The following is a 19,247-nucleotide window of genomic DNA, read 5'->3' on the forward strand; positions in this document are numbered from 1 at the left end:
CAAGGTCGTGGCGCTCTTTCCACTAAGCAACCGCGGCACACACGATTCGTGCCGCACCGAAACTATATGAGGAGATCACGGACGTGAAGACCGCCGTCGAGAAGCTCAACCCGACCCTCGCAAAGATTGAGGTCGAGGTTCCCTTCGCAGAATTCAAGCCCTACCTGGACCGCACCTACAAGAACCTCTCGGGTCAGATCAGCGTTCCCGGCTTCCGCAAGGGTAAGCTGCCCAAGCAGCTCATCGAGCAGCGTGCGGGCTTCGACTACATCGTCGAGGCATCCCTGAACGACGCTCTGAACGACTACTACGCACAGGCACTGGGCGAGAACGAACTCTCCCCCCTGGCGCAGCCCGAGCTGGACGTTCAGTCCCAGCCCTCCACCGAGAACCGTGAGGCAGACGTCAAGCTGACCATCACCGTCACCGTCCGCCCCGAAATCGAGTTGCCCAATTACGAGGGCCTCGAGGTTGAGGTTGACGAGGTAGAGGTCACCGCTGAGGACGAGGTTCAGGCACTGGACGCTCTGCGTGAGCGCTTCGGCACCCTGAAGACCGTTGAGCGCCCCGCAGCTGACAAGGACTTCGTGACCATCGACATCGCCGCAGAAATCGACGGCGAGCAGGTAGATGCAGCAAACGACCTGTCCTACCAGATTGGTTCCGGCACCATGCTCGACGGCATCGACGAGGCTCTGACCGGCCTGTCCGCTGGCGAGGACGCAACCTTCGAGACCAAGCTCTCCGGCGGCGAGCACGCAGGTGAGCAGGCAGTCATCAAGGTCAAGCTCACCGCAGTCAAGGAGCGCGAGCTGCCCGCAGCTGATGACGAGTTCGCACAGCTGGCTTCCGAGTTCGACACCATCGACGAGCTGAAGGAAGACATCAAGAAGCAGGTTGCAGAAGCTAAGGTTGCCGAGCAGGGCACCCAGGCACGCGACAAGGTCCTCGCAAAGCTCGTTGAGCTCGTCGAGATCCCCGTCCCCGAGAAGGTTATCGAGGACCAGCTCGAGCAGCACTTCAACAACCCCAACGCTGAAGCAGACCACGACACCGAGGAGCACCGCGCCGAGGTTCGCGAGAACACCGAGACCGCATTCAAGAACGAGATGGTTCTCGACGCTGTTGCGGACAAGGAAGAAGTGACCGTCGACCAGGCTGAGATGATCAACTACATCATCACCATGAGCTCCCAGTACGGCATGGACCCCAACCAGTTCGCACAGATGCTGGACGGCTCCGGCCAGGCAGGCGCACTGGTCGGCGAGGTTCGCCGCTCCAAGGCTCTGGCAGCAGTGCTGAAGACCGCAGTGGTCAAGGACACCAAGGGCAACGTTGTTGATCTGTCCAAGTACCTGGGCGAGGGCGAAGAGGCAGCTGCCTAAATCCCCGCCACGGTCTGCAAGAAGCCACCCCGCTAGAGGGCGTGAGCTGATTGCTTGAAACGTGTAGCCTCAGCGGGCATCCACCGAATTACCGGTTGGGTGCCCGCTGAGGCTCTTTTTACCCCAAACTATTCCGTTCTCAAGTTATTCCGTACCGAGGTTATCGCCTCGGCTTCACCCCCTGGCGAACGAACAACCCGAAGGGAAGCGGGGGAGAGCAACTATCGGTAAGGTAGTAGCAACGAAACTTTTCGCGTGCGCTCCGGCGCGTAAATCGCGCAAAGATGCAGCGAAGACCCATTAGAGAAGAAGAGGAAGAATGTCCAGCTACATGCCTCTGCCCATCGGCGCCTCCCAGGCAGCCGGCGTGGCGCCCGCGCCGTCTATGGCAACCCCCATCGTTGGTGCCCAGGAAGATTACGTCTACAACAGCCTCCTGAAGGAGCGCATTATCTGGCTCGGCTCCGAGGTGCGCGACTCCAACGCCAACCTCATCTGCTCCCAGATGCTGCTGCTCTCGGCTGAAGACCCCGAGGCAGACATCTACCTGTACATCAACTCTCCCGGCGGCTCCGTCACCGCCGGCATGGCTATCTATGACACCATGCAGCTCATCCCGAACGACGTGGTGACCGTGGTGACCGGTATGGCAGCATCCATGGGTCAGTTCCTGCTCACTGCAGGCACCATCGGCAAGCGCTACGCAACCCCGAACGCCCGCATCCTCATGCACCAGCCCCTCGGCGGTATTGGCGGTACCGCATCGGATATCCGCACCCAGGCTGAGCTGATTCTGGACATGAAGAAGCGCCTGGCAGAAATCACCGCTGAGCGCACCGGCAAGAGCCTCGAGACCATCCTGAAGGATAACGACCGCGACAACTGGTTCAACGCGGAAGAAGGCCTGGAATACGGCTTCTTCGACCACATTGCCACCACCGCCGGTAAGCTGCCCGAATCGAAGAACGCATAAGGGAGATGCACATGAACTACCTGCCGAACGATATCACCACCTCGGCGCCGGCTATGCCGAGCAACCGCTACGTGCTCCCCAGCTTCGAGGAGCGCACCCCCTACGGTTACAAGCGTCAGGACCCGTACGCAAAGCTGTTCGAGGACCGCATCATCTTCCTGGGCACCCAGGTGGACGACGCATCTGCTGACGACATCATGGCTCAGCTGCTGGTTCTGGAGGCGCAGGACCCCGAGCGTGACATCACCCTGTACATTAACTCGCCCGGCGGCTCCTTCACCGCAATGACCGCCATCTACGACACCATGCAGTTCATCCGCCCCGAGATCCAGACCGTGTGCCTGGGCCAGGCGGCATCCGCTGCAGCGGTTCTGCTGGCTGCCGGTACCCCCGGCAAGCGTCTGGCACTGCCGAACGCTCGCGTGCTGATTCACCAGCCCGCGCTGAGCGGCCAGCAGGGCGGTCAGGCATCTGACATCGAGATTCACGCGAACGAGGTTATGCGTATGCGTGAGTGGACTGCACAGACCCTGGCACTGCACTCGGGCAAGACCTACGAGGAAGTTGACCGTTCCATTGAGCGCGACAACATTCTGACTGCGGCTGCTGCCCTGGAGTACGGCCTGGTCGATAAGGTGCTGGAGTCTCGTAAGCTGCGTAAGCCTGCGACCAACACCGCTATTTCCCACACCTAAACTTTAGTTTTGAGGAATATTCCCGAGCGTTTTTCGGGGGAGGGGCGGCATCGCTCCGTGTGCGAGCCTTCGGGCTGGTGCGCGGTGCGGTGCCGCCCTTTTTGCGCCCGCCGGGTGGGGGCGGCGAACCAAGCTGATATGTGGCGTTGACCTGCGCTTTCTTGCCGGGCTTTAGCGTCACATACCTATCGTCATATGCCGGAGTATCAGCCTCGCCGCCGTCATAAAAGACGCGCTTTGTCATATGCCCGGTAAGTCCGTTCATTTGCGGTGCGTAATTCTGAGTTCCGGGGTGAACTCCGGTAGCCTTAGAGAAGGAGAAAATTCGAGTATTTCATACCGGTTTCTCACTCAAACTAAGGCGCCCACCCACCACCGGTGCCCCTCCTGAGAAATCACCGCAGATATCAGGTCACTGACCCTTCTGCACCGATTTCACCACGCCGATCGAAAGGGAATCTTCGTGGCCACAGACATCATTGTGCCTCCCGAACAGCCCAACGCCAGCATGCGATGCTCCTTCTGCAAGAAGACTCGCGCGCAGGTTTTCAAGATTGTGCTCGGCCCGAATGTTTCCATCTGCGACGAATGCGTGGAGCTGTGCGAAGAGATCCTCGCTGAAGAGCGTCTGAAGGTGAAATCCTCCGCGGCGGCGCCTGCATCTCAGCTGGCTACTCCGCGCGAAATTTACAGCTACCTCAACGACTACGTCATCGGTCAGGACGCGGCGAAGCGCACCCTGGCGGTGGCGGTGTACAACCACTACAAGCGCATCCACGATATTGATAACCCGGTGCTGACCTCCCGCATTCTTTCGGCGACTGCGGGGGAGCAGGTGGAGCTGGGCAAGTCGAATATTCTGATGCTCGGCCCGACCGGCTGCGGTAAAACCTACCTGGCGGCAACCCTGGCGAAGAAGCTGGATGTGCCCTTCGCCCTGGTCGACGCAACCACTCTCACCGAGGCGGGCTACGTGGGTGATGACGTGGAGAACATTCTGCTGCGCCTCATCAACGTCGCTGACGGCGATATTGCTAAGGCTCAGCGCGGCATCATCTACATTGACGAGATTGACAAGATTGCCCGTAAGGGCGGCGAGAACCTCTCCATCACCCGTGACGTGTCCGGTGAGGGCGTGCAGCAGGCGCTGCTGAAGATTATTGAGGGCACCGTGGCGACCGTACCCCCGGAGGGCGGCCGCAAGCACCCGGCGCACGCGAACATTGAGATTGATACCTCGAACATTCTCTTCATCGTGGCTGGAGCCTTCGACAATATTGACGACCGCATCGCAGCCCGAGTGGGCGCCGGCGGCATCGGTTTCGGTGCTGAACTGGGTGGCTCCGTGAAGAACCCGCTGGACCAGATCATGCCCGAGGACCTGGCGCACTACGGCATTATCCCCGAGCTGATTGGCCGCCTGCCGGTCATCTCGACCCTGAGTGAGCTCAACGAGGAAGAGCTGGCTCGCGTGCTGACGGAACCGAAGAACGCACTGCTCAAACAGTACCGTCACCTCTTCGCCCTGGATGGCGTGGACCTGGTCATCGACGACGCAGCGATTGCGGCTATTGCCCGTCTCGCCGCCGAACGCGGCACCGGTGCCCGCGGCCTGCGCGCCATGATGGAGCAGATTCTGCAGCCGATTATGTTCGACATCCCGGACCGCACCGATGTGGTGTCCATCGTCATCGGTGAGGACACCGTGCTCAACGGCACGGAACCCCGCTACGTGCTGCAGGCACCCGACCCCGAAACCGAGACCACCCGCACCGTGAAGGGGGAGGCGAAGGCTGCCTCCCTGAAGGAAGCGGACCGTCAGGCGGCATAACCGAATACTTCCAGCCGATAGGCTAGGGAATAAAGAAGCCGTCGCCCCGGTTATACGGGGTGACGGCTCACTAGCAGGTACTGCTCTCGCTGGCGTGTCCTGATGAGCGTGTACCGAAGAATAAGCGCCGGCTCATAGAAGCGGCTGGCACAACCGTATGAGAGAGGAACACTCATGGCTGAGAACGCACCCGCACAGATTGATTTCTGGTTCGACCCGATCTGCCCCTGGTGCTGGATTACCTCCCGCTGGATTGGCGAGGTGCAGAAGGTCCGCAACGTTGAGGTGACCTGGCGCCCCTTCTCGCTGTCCATGCACAACCAGGGCCGCGACCTGCCCGCCGACTACCAGGCAATGATGGACCAGTCCTGGGCGCCGACCCGCCTCATCACCGCTGTGCGCGAGCTGCACGGTAACGAGGTTATTAAGCCCCTCTACGACGCTCTGGGCGAGCAGATTCACCACAACAGCAACAAGGCCGATTCCTACCGCGATGCAATCGTCAAGGCGCTGGAGGAGGTCAATCTGCCCGCAGAGCTGGCGGACGTAGCCTTCACCGATCAGTACGATGAGCAGATGCGCGCCTCCCTGGACCTCGCACTGGAGACCGTGGGCGGCACCGATGTGGGTGTTCCGCTGATTTCCATTAACGGCACCGCTTTCTTCGGCCCGGTCATCTCCCCGAGCCCCGCCGGTGAAGAGGCAGGTAAGCTCTTCGACGGCGCCCTGGCGCTGGCTTCCTACCCCGGCTTCTTTGAGCTCAAGCGCCCCCGTAACGTGGGCCCGATTTTCCACGGCGAAAAGGGTGAAGCCTAAGAAGCCTGCAATGTGCTGAGATTCCTGCAATGCGCGCAGGCCCGGTAGAGTCTGCGGCTGCAGAGCAAAAAAGTACCGCCCGATCATGTACTGACCGGGCGGTACTTTTCTATTCACTATGTTGCGCTGAAACGTGCAATCTACGCGCGGTGAGCGTTGCTTGCAGAGGTAGCTTTGCGTGCCTTCTGCGCATTGTGCGTCTTCTGCGCTTTCTGGGCTTTCTGAGCCTTGCGCTGTGCCCTGTGCTCGAGAACCTTCGGGTGCGTTGCGCGCTGCACGATCTTCGTATCGCGCATGTGGAAGGTGCGGGTTGCCGTGTACTGGACCGCCGCATCCGAGGTGAACGCCAGCATCGCAAACACCGCAACACCCAGCTGGAAGAAAATCGTGGACAGCGGCAGGGACTGGTGGCCCCACAGCACACCGCCGGTAATCGCTGCGAAGTTCAACGCAGTCAACAGCAGAGCCAGGCGACGAGCCTTCGACGAGCCGCGCAACGTGCTCCACAGCAGGAACAGGTGCACCGCCGAATAAATTGCTACAAAACCCACCAGCACGGTGCCGGTAATGGTGAGCAGCACGTTGCTATCCACCTGATCGAAGAGGTCCAGCAGCTCAATGTCGTTGCCGGAGCCTTCCTCCAGCAGCTTGGCGCGAAGTGCCGGGCGGCTGAGCGCCAAAATGACGCTGTTGACAATGTCGGCGAGGGTCACAGCGATGAGCATACCCGAACCAACCAGCAGGCTCAGCGGCATGCGGTACGCCAGGTCGTGCGCACTGGAGAGGTGAATTTCTTCCTGCTCCTGCGGCTCCAGTCCCTCATTGTTTAGCACGATGACCGGGAGCGCGCCGTCCGTGCGGATCGCGTCACCGCCGCCGTTACGGGCGTGGTAGCCGGAGGAAAAATCGTGCAGAATCTCAACGTGAGTTTCCGGGTGAGCGTACTGAATGGACTCCACAATGTAGTCGCGTTCAAAGTCGGTTTCAGCGTCAATGCGGTGCGTGACCTGCAGAGTGAAGAAACTGAAACCCACACCAGAGTCGTACGTGCCCGCCGCCAACCAATCCACCTGGTGACCGCCCGGCAGAAGCCAGCCGTCCGGGGTTTTCCAGAAGCGCACGTGGTGGCGCTTCTCGGGGTTGCCGTCCACTTCCTTCTGGTAGGCGAAAGCCTGCGTCTTACCAAAAATTTTCAGCGGGGAGACGGGTGCCTCCGCGTAGGAACGGCGGGTGATGGTGGAAAGAATAATCTTCCAGGAAGAGACGAGGGTGACGTCATCAGCGCGGGTCCAGCCGGCGTCCTGCATGACCTGGTGAATCTGCTCCTCGGTACCAATCAGACCGATATTGACCGGGTCACCGAGCAGACCGTCCGGGGTGCGGGTGCGCCCAATAAAGTAGTCGGGCACGTAGATGCGGGTCATGATCGCGTGAAAACGCGGTAGCGTCAGGTACGCGGTGACCGCCCAGAAAATGAAGGCGATGGGGAAACCCCAGAAAGAATGGCCGACCGTATTCGCCAGAATCATGAAGGTCAGCACGAGGGCGGCGACGCCGGCGAAGATAAAGAAGAGAGTGTCCCAGAAATCAACCCAGAAGCTACGCGGCACGAGGTCTTGCGCCGCACCGCGCGTGTCAATATCGCCACGGTAAACCGGTGGCGAGGTGACTGGGGGAGCAACATCGCTACGTATAGGCCGCAGGACGCGTTTTTGGTGGGACATTCCCGCCCTTTCTGCAACATAGTTAGGGTCTTTGAATATCCATAACTATAGCAAGGGGCAGGTTATGTGAAGTACGCATTCCGGGCAGGGCTTAATCGCTTGGCTCGATAGCCCCGCCGCAGAAAAACGCGGTACAACGCGGAGTGCTGGCGTTGCCGCGCGAAAGAAATAAAGGGTGACCCTACTCGGGGAGGGGCTTAGCCTCAACCGCAGCACGTGCGGCGGCAATGGAGCTTTCGTGGTGCAGCATATCGCGGCTTTCACGCATGAGGCGCACCCACTTGCGGGTCAGTTCCTCAAGTTGCTGAGCGGTCAACGAACCGGAGGCGATGCTCGCCTCATCGGTGGCGGCGCTGGTGGAAATGTGCTGATGCCACAGGTCGTACACTTCGTTGGTGTAGCTGGCACGCAGCGCCTGGGCATGTTCACGTGCCTGGCTGATGTACTCGTTCAGGCTCGTGTGATAGTGCTGAAGCTGATCGGGGGAAATGTTGGCTTGTGCTCCTGGCGGCGTGCTCGGGGTTGAGCTCTGCCTCGCCTGGGGTTTGTTCGGTAATCCGGAAGAGGATGAGTATGAATTCATGAGGATATGGGGTGCGCCTACTTTGGCGCGGGTCAGAGTCAGGACGCATCGCTGCGCCTGACGGGTGGTTTATTGTCGTGCGGTTGGTCGGGGTATGTCTTGCTCGTACCGGTGATTTGTCTGTTGCTGAAGTTGAATAGAGGGTTGTTCCCGATGGTAAAACCCTCGCATCAACAATCATACATAAAGTGACAGTCAATCTCATAAGGTTGATTATGCTCTTTGCACATTGATGAACAGAAAAAGGGATTGAAAATCCCACATAATCCCTACAGAACAGCAGACTAAAACCCACATTATTGGGGGAGGAGGTTGTGAAGGTGCTAGGGATGGGTACGGGCACCCGCGGGTACCGAATGTGTAAAGCCTCTAGTCAGAGTCGTAAAAGCGCCATACAAAGCACCGCCCGCAGTCGAGCATCACGCTCTCCGGGTACCTTGCCTGCAGAAACCAACGAACCGCAGACACAGAAAACGGGGCGGTACCGTCAATCGGTACCGCCCCGTCCTCAACACCAACTCGGTGTTATGTCACTAAGCAATGAACGTTAGATTCGATTACTCAGCTGCTTCTTCCACAACGAGTACAACGTCGCGAACCTCCAGCTCGCCCTCAGCTGCCACCAGGGACAGCTCACGAGCGTTACCGGCAGCCTTCAGGTCAGCCAAGCCAGCGGCAATGCGATCCAGCTGAGCCTGAGGAGCCGCAATAGTAGCGGACTCAACCTCGGTGCGCTGCTTGACCTTCGCGTCGCTCTTAGCCTTACGCAGACCACCCAGAGCCTCAGCAACATCCGGCAGGATCTGCTTGAGCGACTCAATCTGAGCCGGGTCAGCGTCCGCCAGGACCCACTGAGCAGAAATGCCAGCAGTCGGGTTCTGTGCGGAGTACTCAGCCAGCAGGGTGCCCTCCAGGATGGGCAGTGCCTGCGGCCACTCGGCGCGGTGCACGCTACCCGCACGCCACCAGGACCAAATCTCTTCGGTCACGAAGGGCAGGAAGGGCGCGAACAGGCGCAGCAGAGCGTCCAGGGTGGTGGCCAGAGCGGCCAGAACCGAAGCCTGCTCCTCCTCGCCGCGAGCACCGTAGGCACGGTCCTTAATCAGCTCGACGAAGTCGTCGGTGAAGGACCAGAAGAAGCTCTCGCAAATCTGCAGGGCACGAGCGTACTCGTACTTCTCAAATGCTGCGGTTGCCTCTTCAACCAGGTACGCCAGGCGAGCCAGCAGGGAGCGATCCAGGGCGTTGATGAGCACGCGACCCTGAGCCTGCGAGGTGATGACGGACTTCTCGGTTGCACCCAGGTTCAGCACGAACTTGGATGCGTTGAGCAGCTTGATGGCCAGGCGGCGGCCAATCTTCATCTGACCCTCGTCGTAGGCGGTGTCGGCACCCAGGCGAGCGGAAGCAGCCCAGTAGCGCACAGCGTCCGAACCGTACTTCTCCAGAACCTCGTTCGGGACCACAACATTGCCCTTGGACTTGGACATCTTCTTGCGGTCCGGGTCGAGAATCCAGCCGGAGAGCGCGGTGTTGTACCACGGCACGGAGGACGCCAGGGTCTCCGCGCGAACAGCGGTGGAGAACAGCCAGGTACGGATAATGTCGTGACCCTGCGGGCGCAGATCCATGGGGAAGGTCTTCGCGTGCAGGTCCGGGTTCACACCCCAGCCGGTCGCAATCTGCGGGGTCAGAGAGGAGGTAGCCCAGGTGTCCAGAACGTCCGGGTCAGCGATGAAGCCGCCCGCTACGCCGCGCTGATCCTCGGTGTAACCGGGAGCAGCCTGAGATGCGGGGTCAACCGGCAGCATCTCTTCGGTGGGCAGAATCGGGTTCTCGTAGTCCGGCTCGCCCTCAGCGTCCAGCGGGTACCAGACGGGGAAGGGAACGCCGAAGAAGCGCTGGCGAGAAATCAGCCAGTCGCCATTCAGACCCTCAACCCAGTTCTCGTAGCGGCTACGCATGAAGGAGGGGTACCAGTTCATCTCACGGCCGCGCTCGATGAGCTTCTCGCGGCGTGCAGCGTCACGGCCACCGTTGCGGATGTACCACTGACGGGAAGCAACGATTTCGAGGGGCTTGTCACCCTTCTCGTAGAACTTCACGGGGTGGGTAATCGGCTTGGGGTCGCCGTCCATTTCGCCAGCCTCAACCAGCATTTCCACGACGGTCTTCTGTGCGGTGAAGACGGTGGTGCCAGCCATACGCTCGTAGCGCTCGCGGCCCTCAGCGGAGGTGATCCACTCGGGGGTTTCGCGGGAGAAACGGCCGTCGCGACCGATGAGGGCGCGGGTGTCCAGCTGCAGTTCACGCCACCAGGTGACGTCGGTGGTGTCACCGAAGGTACAGATCATGGCGATACCGGCACCCTTGTCGGGCTGTGCCAGCGGGTGCGCCTTAATTTCGACCTCAACGCCGAACAGCGGGGAGGTGACGGTGGTGCCGAACAGCGGCTTGTAACGCTCGTCGTCCGGGTGCGCCACGAGAGCCACACAGGAGGGCAACAGCTCGGGGCGGGTGGTCTCAATCCAGACCTTCTCGCCGTTGGGGCGGTGGAAGCTGATGCGGTGGTACGCGCCGGGGCGTTCCTTGTCTTCCAGCTCAGCCTGTGCCACTGCGGTGCGGAAAGTGACGTCCCACATGGTCGGTGCTTCAGCCATGTAGGCGTTGCCTGCTTCCAGGTCCTTCAGGAAGGCGAGCTGGGAGACCTTGCGGGAGTGCGCGTCGATGGTGCGGTAGGTGCGCGACCAGTCAACGGACAGACCCAGGGTGGTGAAGAGGTTTTCGAAGACCTTCTCGTCTTCAACCGCGAGCTCTTCACAGAGTTCAATGAAGTTGTTGCGGGAGATACGCGGCCACTTTGCCTGGCTGCGGTCGGGCTTGGGGGTGCCGTCTGCCTTCCAGGTGATCAGGTCACGGAAGGAGTCGTTGTCTGCCACGGAGGGGTCGCAGAGAACGCCGTAGTAGTTCTGAACGCGGCGTTCGGTGGGCAGGCCGTTGTCATCCCAGCCGAGGGGGTAGAACACGTTCTTGCCGGTCATGCGCTGGTAGCGTGCAATGACGTCGGTCTGGGTGTAGGAGAACATGTGACCCACGTGCAGGGAGCCGGATGCGGTCGGCGGCGGGGTGTCAATGGAGTAGACCTGTTCGCGAGTGGTGTTCTCGTCGAATGCGTAGGTCTTCTCGTCGGCCCAGCGCTGCGAGAGCTTCTCTTCGAGGCCTTCGAGGGCGGGGCGGTCGGGAACGTTAATCTGTACGGGCGAGTCTGAGCCCAAAATGTTTTCAGCCATAACGGCTATTTTCTCATATTCACGGCATTCTCTCAGCTCCAGGGGAATTCTGCGCCGCACCGTGCTGTTCGTACCGCTCGATGGCGGCTTCTAGGCGCGCCAGGAGGTGCCGGTACCGGCTCACAAATTGTGCCCTGCGCACTGCGGCGCGTACCCCGCCGGAGGCGGTGAGATCCTGCCAGCTGGCGGGGTCGAGGTAGCTCTGCCCGAGCAGTAGGTGAACTTCGGAACTGTAGGGGAGTCCGGTGGTGGCACGGATGCTGCGCGCCCGCTGCTGGAGGGTGCGGCGCTGCTCTTTAAGGTCGGTGATGTGCTGGTGCGGTGTTGCTGTCATGTGGAGGCTCCCTATATGAGGAGTAATTGGCGATTCAGTGACAAACTCGGTGGAAACGGTAATGGGGGAGAGACCCCCTAATATTGCTGCCCCTGATTACCTGCAGTGTAGGCGCGAAAATCCGCAGTATCAACAGTCGGCGAATCCTTCTCAGGGGCGCGGGCACGGCGTAGACTGAAAGTACACGACCTTTGAGGAGTTGCCAATGAGTTCTCTGAGTATTTTTGGTTTGGGCACGTCTGAAACTGTTCTGCTGATACTGCACCTGGTGCTGGTTGCGTTGTGCGTCTGGCATTTGACGGTGCGTAGCGGCTATGGTGAGGCGCGTATGCGTTTCGTGCTACCGCTGATTATGTTCATGCCCGGCGCTGCGGTTCTTTATCTGCTGTCTGCGCGTGAAGGTACGGTCCCTCCGGACACGATTAAGACCGGCAGTAGCTCGCCCGTGTACTTTGAGCATCGCCTCGGATTCCGTGACGGCGGCAGGAGCCGCTGGGGTCTGCCGCGCCGCCGCAAGTAGCACGGGTGATGGTGTCTGTATCGTTTGTTCTGAACGGCGGCGGGTACCTATCTCACTATCGAAAATTTCAAAATATATGCCCGCGAGTCTGCTCGAACTGAGCACCCGCGGGCATCACTCTACTAGGATTAAAGTATGACTGAGAACACCCACATTCCTGCATCTCCTTTCCTGCCCCATACCGGTGACGGCAAAGTGGCCGTGGTGACCGGCGCATCCAGCGGTATTGGCCGAGCCACCGTACAGCAGCTAGTAGCAAGTGGCTGGACCGTCTACGCCCTGGCTCGTCGTACCGACCGTCTTTACACCCTTTATGCGGAAACCGGCGCTCACCCGGTGACCTGCGATGTGACCGATGAGCAGTCCGTTCAGTTCGTAGCCGAGCAGATCCTGGAGGAGCAGGGCACCATTGACGCCCTGGTCAATATTGCCGGTGGTGCTATTGGCGTGGATAAGGTTGCCGACGGCAAGCCTACCGATTATTTGAAGATGTACCAGATGAATGTTCTCGGTATTCTGCACATGGTGCGTGCCTTCGCGGAGGCGTTGCGCCTGAACGGTCACGGCACGATCCTGAACCTGACCTCCACCGCTGCCGAGCACGGCTACGAGGGCGGCGCCGGATACAACGCGGCGAAGTTCGGCGCTCGCGGCCTGACCGAGGCGCTCCGCCTGGAAGAAGCGGAACATAACGTTCGCGTGATTGAGATTTGCCCGGGCATGGTGCACACCGAGGAGTTCTCCCTAAATCGTCTGGGTTCTAAGGAAGCTGCAGAGCGCGTCTACGCGGGCGTTGAGAAGCCGCTAACCGCCGAGGATGTAGCGCAGACCGTGACCTTTGCGTTGAACGTTCCGCACCACGTGAACCTTGACCGCATTACGATTCGCCCGGTGGCGCAGCCGAGCCAGTTCAAGGTGATTCGCAAGGAGAGCTAAGCTTTGTGCTCTTGCGTCCGCTGATGCGGGGTTTTGTGTTTGCCTCGCCTGCATTCCTGATTCTTGGGATGCGGGCGAGGCTTTTTGTTTGTACGCGGGGAGGTCTGTGGCTTGTGTGGAGCTTTGATCCGGGTGCCAAGCGGGGCGGGAATAGGTGGGGGAGAGGTATCAAGGAGTACTTGATGGAACTATAAAGTGGTACGTGAGACTTTAAGGTTCACCATGGTGAAATAGTTGGGGTGAAATCATCTATGGAAAGTATTATATTTTCTTCAAATGCAATCAAAATGTAGGGTTACCGGTGTTCACATGTCAGTATATGACCACAAAACACCATAATTGGTCTGTAATAACCCTCAACTTGAGGGGTGGTTTTATAACGATTTCATTACAGTTACTTAAAGCGGGCATTAAGAGGGCAGAAGACTCAGAGTTGGGTGTTAGCCTTTTAGCAGTCACACCCATGTGTGAATCTGCGCGCCCCTCAAAGACGGAGGCACACCGCGTAGGTTCACCACCGATAATTCAGAGATCGAGGAAAAATGTCGAAGACTACCCGTCGCGTTTACAAGATCGCAGCTGCGGCAGCTTTTACCGCTGGTTCTGTGGCAGCAATCCCGGCAACCTTTGCGGCAGAAGCACCCGCCGATCAGCAGCAGCAGGTTGTTGATCAGAAGGCATCTTCTCAGACTTCTTCCCTGCCCGGCGGCAACGCAACCGAGACTCCCAAGGCTGAGGCTCCCAAGACTGAAGCTCCTAAGGCTGAGGCAACTGAAGCACCTAAGGCTGAGGCTCCCAAGGCTGAGGCAACCGAAGCTCCTAAGGCTGAAGCACCTAAGGCTGAGGCTCCTAAGGCTGAGGCAACCGAAGCTCCTAAGGCTGAAACCCCTAAGGCTGAGACTCCTAAGGCTGAGACCCCTGCTCCCGCAACCCCCGAGCCCACCACTCCCTCCACCCCGGCTCCCGAGGTGAAGCAGGCTAACCCCTTCGTCTCCATCGAGAACGCACGCTTCTCCGGTGATGCGCAGTTTAACACCGTGAGCGTTGTTGGTACCGGCTTCTACGGCGAGAAGGTCGGCCCCGGCGTTCAGGTCAGCATCTACGCGCTGGATGAGAACCAGCAGATTACCGGCGACGTCATTACCACCGTGTCCGTGTCTGCGGACCAGATTCAGGATGGCTCCTTCAAGACTTCCTTCACTGTCGAGGCAAGCAAGCTGCCCGCCGGCGCTTCCTACGCTCTGGTTGCTGTGAGCAACCCTCAGGCTGCTCAGGCTGACCAGAAGCTCGTGGCTCTCTCCTCCTTCAAGGTCACCGAGTCCACCTCTCCCGAGGCACCCAAGAACAAAGAGACCCCCGCTCCCGTGACCCCGGCACCGGAGACCCCCAAGGCTGACGAGACCCCGGCACCCGAGGCTCCCAAGACTGAGGCTCCCAAGGAAGAAACTCCTGCTCCGGAAGCACCCAAGGCTGAAACCCCGGCACCCGAGCAGACCGAGACCCCCGCTCCTGAGGCTCCCGCAGCACCTGAGAACGCAACCCTCACCACCGAGGATGCATCCCTGAATCCGAACGACCAGTACAACGTCCTGACCTTCAATGGCTCCGGCTTCACCCACGAGTCTGTCGCTAACGGTGTGCAGATTGCTATCTTCCGCCTGGATGCAAACGGCAACATCACCGGTGATGCTCTGGCAACCCACGATGTGCCTGCTTCTGAAATCGTGAACGGCACCTTCCGCGTCAAGGTCAGCGTTCTTGCTGAACTGCTGCAGCCCGGTTACGCATACGCAATGGTGGCAACCAGTGACCCCAACGGCCTGGTACACCAGGTGGCAGTCACCACCGCTACCGTGAGCGATGCGAACAACCCCGCACCGACCCTGCCGGCAGCTACCGAGGATGAGAGCACCACCGTTCGCGATAACGGCGACGGCACCACCAGCGTCTTCACCGCTGAGATGCGCGAAGATGGTTCGGTTGTCGTAACCGAGACCCGCATGCCTTCTTCTCAGGCACCCAAGGCTAAGGTTGGCAACGCTTCTGCTGCTACCTCCTCTAGCTCCAAGGGTCACACTGTAGGTGTCTCCGGCACCAAGGGTTCGACTTCGACCTCTTCTTCGGCTTCCTCGAAGCCGCAGCTGGCTAACACCGGTGCTGAGGGTGTTGCAGGTATTGCAGGCGTTGGCGCCGCAGCTCTGATTGCTGGTGCCGCACTGATGCTCCTGCGCCGCCGCAGCCTCTAAGGTTTATCCTTTCGTATAGAGTCTTATGAAACGCCCTCGCGGTCTCTTTGGGAATAAAATATTCCTAGGAGACCGCGAGGGCGTTTAGGCGGTATTTTGCGGAATGTAATAACCGCATGAGACGGGCAAACCGGTGCAGATTTGTTTGTTGCGGGTTTCCTGAGTCTGTGAGTTTTGGAGTCCCGAATTGGGAAGAGAGAGGAATGAGAAACGATGAGTGTACAGGCAGTACAGTACGACCACTTTGGGCCCGTGGAGAATCTGAAGTTCGTGAGTGTACCGGAGGAGATTCCGGGGGAGGGGCAGGTAAAGATTGCGGTGCATGCGGTCGGCCTGAACCCTGTGGACTATAAGATCTTTGAGGGCGCTCCGCAGCTCAGGATGCTCTCGCGCGTCATGAAAATCAGGAACCCCCGCCGTTGGTTTGAATCAAAGAAATCGCAGTTCCCTCGTGGAGTAGGGCGTGATTTCTCCGGCACGGTGCTCGAGGTGGGGCCCGGCGTATCGGGTTACCATGTGGGTGACGAGGTCTTCGGAACCATTGTTAGTGCCCCCGGTCTGGGTACCAAGAGGGGGTCTCTAGCTACGGAAATTTGTGTGAATACCGGTGATATTGCGCTTAAGCCCGCCTCCATTGATTTTGACCATGCCGCTGCAATGGGTGTCGCGGCCTTGACCGTGGGAGGCGCCTTCCGCCATATTGGCGTGGGTGCGGGCGATACTGTGGTCATTTCTGCAGCCTCGGGCGGAATTGGGTCCACCGCTGTGCAGTATGCGGTGGCTCGTGGCGCACGGGTCGTCGGAATCGCGGGGGCTGCGAATGCCGAATTTGTTAGGTCGCTGGGTGCTGTTCCGGTTGCCTACGGTGAGGGCGTTAGGGAGCGTGTGCTCAAAGCTGCTGAGGGCCGCGTGACGAAGTTCCTGGACTGCTATGGTGGCGACTACGTCAGCTTGGCATTCTCGCTGGGTCTGAAGGGTAAAGACATTGGAACTCTCGTTCCTTCGCCCAAGGTCATGATCCGGGGAGCGCAGTTTACCGGCCCCCGCCACTCGGAACACGGGGATTTTGAAGCCCTAGCCGAGCTGGTTACTGAGGGAAAAGTGTCAATTCGGCTGGATCGCGTGTACGGGTTCACGATTGAGGACGTCCGTGCAGCCTACCGCGATTTGAAGGCTGGCCATACGCGTGGCAAGAGAGTCGTTCGTATTACCGATTCATAGGGAGTTTATTACTGAGGGTGCTGGGGTGGGGTGGCGGAATCATTTTGCTGGGTTATTTTGTGCGTGGTTATTGGTACGCACGCTTTTAATCAATGTGCGGGAAAAGCGCTGTGACCTGCAATTTTTTCACTTAAAAGAAATAAATTAAATGCATGGATGTGCAGAATATTTTTATCTCAAATCCATTAAAACTGCATATGCATGCAATAAAACCTTGAGCCTCAAGGGAGAGTTGAAAAATTTCGCCTAGTCCATGCAATTTGAGTACTCTTGATACTGTTCCGGAGAGTAAAAAATATTCCATGTGGGTTATTGCACAAGAAAATAGTCAGGACGTAAAGCGTATTTACAGCAATAACCTAAAAAGTATTGTTAGTGTGGAATTACCGATAAATAGAGCGATTCCCTTCGCGGTAACTTCCACCATTACAGGAATGTTATGACTAGTCCGTGCGTTATAGCGGTCAATCCCGAAGAGACACCCGTCCAGCTTCGATCCGTGGCACCCTCCGGAGGGTATCGTTCACACTCACAGAAAAGGTGTGTTCCATGCCCGAACCCGCTCACTCAAAAACCCGAGCAACAGCCGCTATTGCTGCATCCGTCCTGTCCGTTACCGGTGTTGGTGCTGCGCACGCAGATGTGCAGGTGCAAAATACTGGCGGAATTGCTTCATCGACTGCGGTAGAACCCGACAATCCCCCCTCCGCAACAAACGCAACCCCCATCGAAAACGTTGCCACCCAAACCTCCCCGCAGGTGTACGTCGAGCAGGGCGTCGTCATTAACCCGGCACGTTCCCAGAGCATTACCGTCACCGGTGAAGGCTTCACCGGCGGTGCCGTTGAACGTTACGGTGTGGCGGTGTACGTGAGCGAATACCGCCAGTACCCCCTCTACGCACTGGGTCGCGGCTCCGCAGTGACGATGACCCTCGTACCCGAACTCGATGTGGACGGTGGCCGCTTCAGCACCCAGTTGACCCTGCCCGCAGGTACCCTCGACCCCAACCAGCAGTACGTCGTCGCAACTGCTGTGGTCGACCCCGGTAAGGGCTACGCAACCGAGGACCCCTCCTACAACTCCTCCGCACCGCTGGAAGTGCTGCCCGCCGACACCCAGGATGAGCCGCTCAATGCTCGGATTCTTTCGGGGCAGCTGGAAATCCCGCAGGATAAGAACCTTGTCGTCTACAAAGTCACCGGTCTGGGTGAGGCGCAGGCTTTCGAAGTCATGACCTACGCCTACGCCCTGGATAGCCAGGGTAACCGCATCCTGCTCGCTGCCTCTCCCGCGCGCGCCGACGTTATGAACGGCACCCTCCTGGACGGCATTGAAGTGCCCGGATCCAGGCTGGAAGAAGTGCAGGCTGTTCACGAAGACCTGCGCTACGTGCTGAGCGTTGAGGTTGCGCCCTCTGCCGCTAATGGTTACACCGCCCAGGAAGTTGAGGTTCCCTTCATGAATGGTTGGAATGTACAGAATGGCTCCGCTCCGGTTGCGACCGCTGAGCGTGCAATGGCGGAGCAGGCACAGTTTGAGAAGAAGCAGTCTGCAGAGGAGGCGCAGCCCGCGCAGAACGCCCAGGCTGATTCTGAGCAGGTAGTTGCCGTGAGCCCCGTCGAGAAGTTCGACCACGTATTGCCCGAGGATGACCCGCGCCGCCACTACAGCCTGCCGCGCGACACTCGCTTTGACCGCGTCCACGACACCACTGAAGAACAGAACAACACCTCTAACCCCGTGATGACCGCCCGCCTGCACGTAGAAGAAACCGTAGTTCCCGAAAACGATTCCGCAAAGACCCTGACCCTGCGTGGAGAGGGCTTCACCGGCGTCAGCTCGGTGCACCTGATGGTTAGCGCTATCGATGAATACGGAGTAGCTACCGGCGGCGTGATTGCGTCGGCTGACGTCTCTGAGATTGACGACTCCGGTGCTTTCACTGCACAGGTACAGATTCCCGGCTCGGAGCTCAAGCCCGGTGCCACCTACCGTGTGAGCGCCGTGGCGGAGGATGAGCAGGGTACTGTGCGCATGGTCAATGGCGGCTTTACCGTCGAGCGCGATAGCGTGGATAGCTTGCCCGCGGCCCCCGAGCAGGATGCGCCCACTGTCGAGGCTCCCGTAGCCGACGCTCCCGCTGTCGAGACTCCCGCGGTCGATGCTTCGGTGCCTACTGAGCCTGCGGCTGATCAGGCTTCTGTTACCGAGCAGAAGGCGGGGGAGAGCGGTTCTGAGCAGAAGAAGGACGCTCCGGCTGGTGTTCAGGGTGCTCCCGCGCAGAATGTTTCTGCACAGAATACCTCTGTGCAGAAGACTGAAGCGCAGAAGGGCAACGCGCAGAAGGTCGAAGCACAGGCATCTGGCTCCCAGAAGGTTGCCTCCGGTGCCCAGCAGAAGCGTGAGCAGCTGGCGGCTACTGGCGCCTCCAATATGTTGGTCATTAGTGCCGCTGGATCGCTGTCACTGCTTGCCGGTATGCGTTTGAGCCGCCGTCGCCGTAGTGAGATGCAGCTCAGTTCTCGCCGCTAAAACGGGTCAATTATTGCCCCACTAGGCAAAATATGCATATAGATGTAGGGATGTCCGAAATGCAAGATTCGGGCGTCCCTACATCTTTAACTTTTTCTAAGGTTATACCTATAATTTAGAGTGCTGTCATAGACGGTACTATCACTCTTTACCACCTC

General features: G+C 59.1%; 14 protein-coding genes. 10 read left to right on the plus strand and 4 right to left on the minus strand.

The features are described 5' to 3' along the window. The first annotated feature begins 83 nt into the window (after positions 1 to 83). From tig to HMPREF2527_RS02440, 5 genes are all read left to right on the plus strand, one after another. A complete protein-coding gene (gene tig / locus HMPREF2527_RS02420; protein WP_070506103.1) occupies positions 84 to 1,385 on the plus strand; it encodes a trigger factor in 1,302 nt (433 codons plus the stop codon). Positions 1,386 to 1,704: 319 nt separating this feature from the next. Then, positions 1,705 to 2,358, plus strand: a complete 654-nt coding sequence (locus HMPREF2527_RS02425) for an ATP-dependent Clp protease proteolytic subunit (protein ID WP_005505718.1) — start codon at positions 1,705 to 1,707, stop codon at positions 2,356 to 2,358. 5 nt (positions 2,359 to 2,363) lie between these two features. Then, the gene (locus HMPREF2527_RS02430; RefSeq protein WP_012903382.1) at positions 2,364 to 3,053 is read left to right on the plus strand and encodes an ATP-dependent Clp protease proteolytic subunit; all 690 of its coding nucleotides are present in this window, start codon (positions 2,364 to 2,366) and stop codon (positions 3,051 to 3,053) included. A gap of 508 nt (positions 3,054 to 3,561) precedes the next feature. Beyond that, on the plus strand, positions 3,562 to 4,884 hold the full coding sequence (gene clpX / locus HMPREF2527_RS02435) for an ATP-dependent Clp protease ATP-binding subunit ClpX (RefSeq protein ID WP_210390356.1): 1,323 nt from the start codon (positions 3,562 to 3,564) through the stop codon (positions 4,882 to 4,884). Positions 4,885 to 5,058: 174 nt separating this feature from the next. Continuing rightward, the gene (locus HMPREF2527_RS02440) at positions 5,059 to 5,700 is read left to right on the plus strand and encodes a DsbA family oxidoreductase (RefSeq protein ID WP_049363076.1); all 642 of its coding nucleotides are present in this window, start codon (positions 5,059 to 5,061) and stop codon (positions 5,698 to 5,700) included. 140 nt (positions 5,701 to 5,840) lie between these two features. On the opposite strand, the gene HMPREF2527_RS02445 is transcribed toward HMPREF2527_RS02440, so the two are convergent. The 4 genes from HMPREF2527_RS02445 to HMPREF2527_RS02460 form a co-directional block, all read right to left on the minus strand. Next, the gene (locus HMPREF2527_RS02445; RefSeq protein WP_070506107.1) at positions 5,841 to 7,424 is read right to left on the minus strand and encodes an LssY C-terminal domain-containing protein; all 1,584 of its coding nucleotides are present in this window, start codon (positions 7,422 to 7,424) and stop codon (positions 5,841 to 5,843) included. Positions 7,425 to 7,605: 181 nt separating this feature from the next. After that, positions 7,606 to 8,007, minus strand: a complete 402-nt coding sequence (locus tag HMPREF2527_RS09665; protein WP_141744434.1) for a hypothetical protein — start codon at positions 8,005 to 8,007, stop codon at positions 7,606 to 7,608. A gap of 557 nt (positions 8,008 to 8,564) precedes the next feature. Further along, on the minus strand, positions 8,565 to 11,297 hold the full coding sequence (gene valS / locus HMPREF2527_RS02455; protein ID WP_070506108.1) for a valine--tRNA ligase: 2,733 nt from the start codon (positions 11,295 to 11,297) through the stop codon (positions 8,565 to 8,567). A gap of 19 nt (positions 11,298 to 11,316) precedes the next feature. After that, entirely contained in the window at positions 11,317 to 11,631 is a 315-nt protein-coding gene (locus HMPREF2527_RS02460) for a hypothetical protein (protein WP_070506110.1), read from the minus strand. A gap of 205 nt (positions 11,632 to 11,836) precedes the next feature. Here HMPREF2527_RS02460 and HMPREF2527_RS02465 point away from each other — a divergent pair, with 205 nt between their 5' ends. The 5 genes from HMPREF2527_RS02465 (at position 11,837) to HMPREF2527_RS02485 (ending at position 19,089) form a co-directional block, all read left to right on the plus strand. Further along, entirely contained in the window at positions 11,837 to 12,151 is a 315-nt protein-coding gene (locus tag HMPREF2527_RS02465) for a hypothetical protein (RefSeq protein ID WP_005508144.1), read from the plus strand. 135 nt (positions 12,152 to 12,286) lie between these two features. Beyond that, on the plus strand, positions 12,287 to 13,087 hold the full coding sequence (locus HMPREF2527_RS02470) for an SDR family oxidoreductase (protein WP_049345606.1): 801 nt from the start codon (positions 12,287 to 12,289) through the stop codon (positions 13,085 to 13,087). Positions 13,088 to 13,629: 542 nt separating this feature from the next. Next, a complete protein-coding gene (locus HMPREF2527_RS02475) occupies positions 13,630 to 15,333 on the plus strand; it encodes an LPXTG cell wall anchor domain-containing protein (RefSeq protein ID WP_070506111.1) in 1,704 nt (567 codons plus the stop codon). A 213-nt stretch (positions 15,334 to 15,546) separates the two neighbouring features. Then, positions 15,547 to 16,554: an NADP-dependent oxidoreductase gene (locus HMPREF2527_RS02480; RefSeq protein ID WP_070506113.1), complete on the plus strand. Its 1,008-nt coding sequence runs from the start codon at positions 15,547 to 15,549 to the stop codon at positions 16,552 to 16,554. 549 nt (positions 16,555 to 17,103) lie between these two features. Next, positions 17,104 to 19,089, plus strand: a complete 1,986-nt coding sequence (locus HMPREF2527_RS02485) for an adhesin (protein WP_070506115.1) — start codon at positions 17,104 to 17,106, stop codon at positions 19,087 to 19,089. The last annotated feature ends 158 nt before the right edge of the window (positions 19,090 to 19,247 follow it).

The organism is Rothia sp. HMSC071B01 (assembly GCF_001808945.1).
Taxonomy (GTDB): domain Bacteria; phylum Actinomycetota; class Actinomycetes; order Actinomycetales; family Micrococcaceae; genus Rothia.

What these genes read in the sequence shown, in the direction of transcription:
- valS (WP_070506108.1), bottom strand. Translation starts at nt 11,297, where the DNA reads ATGGCTGAAAACATTTTGGGCTCAGACTCGCCCGTACAGATTAACGTT.
- HMPREF2527_RS02430 (WP_012903382.1), top strand. Translation starts at nt 2,364, where the DNA reads ATGCACATGAACTACCTGCCGAACGATATCACCACCTCGGCGCCGGCT.
- HMPREF2527_RS09665 (WP_141744434.1), bottom strand. Translation starts at nt 8,007, where the DNA reads ATGAATTCATACTCATCCTCTTCCGGATTACCGAACAAACCCCAGGCG.
- HMPREF2527_RS02465 (WP_005508144.1), top strand. Translation starts at nt 11,837, where the DNA reads ATGAGTTCTCTGAGTATTTTTGGTTTGGGCACGTCTGAAACTGTTCTG.
- HMPREF2527_RS02475 (WP_070506111.1), top strand. Translation starts at nt 13,630, where the DNA reads ATGTCGAAGACTACCCGTCGCGTTTACAAGATCGCAGCTGCGGCAGCT.
- HMPREF2527_RS02485 (WP_070506115.1), top strand. Translation starts at nt 17,104, where the DNA reads ATGCCCGAACCCGCTCACTCAAAAACCCGAGCAACAGCCGCTATTGCT.
- HMPREF2527_RS02445 (WP_070506107.1), bottom strand. Translation starts at nt 7,424, where the DNA reads ATGTCCCACCAAAAACGCGTCCTGCGGCCTATACGTAGCGATGTTGCT.
- HMPREF2527_RS02440 (WP_049363076.1), top strand. Translation starts at nt 5,059, where the DNA reads ATGGCTGAGAACGCACCCGCACAGATTGATTTCTGGTTCGACCCGATC.
- HMPREF2527_RS02470 (WP_049345606.1), top strand. Translation starts at nt 12,287, where the DNA reads ATGACTGAGAACACCCACATTCCTGCATCTCCTTTCCTGCCCCATACC.
- HMPREF2527_RS02460 (WP_070506110.1), bottom strand. Translation starts at nt 11,631, where the DNA reads ATGACAGCAACACCGCACCAGCACATCACCGACCTTAAAGAGCAGCGC.
- clpX (WP_210390356.1), top strand. Translation starts at nt 3,562, where the DNA reads ATGCGATGCTCCTTCTGCAAGAAGACTCGCGCGCAGGTTTTCAAGATT.
- HMPREF2527_RS02480 (WP_070506113.1), top strand. Translation starts at nt 15,547, where the DNA reads ATGAGTGTACAGGCAGTACAGTACGACCACTTTGGGCCCGTGGAGAAT.
- HMPREF2527_RS02425 (WP_005505718.1), top strand. Translation starts at nt 1,705, where the DNA reads ATGTCCAGCTACATGCCTCTGCCCATCGGCGCCTCCCAGGCAGCCGGC.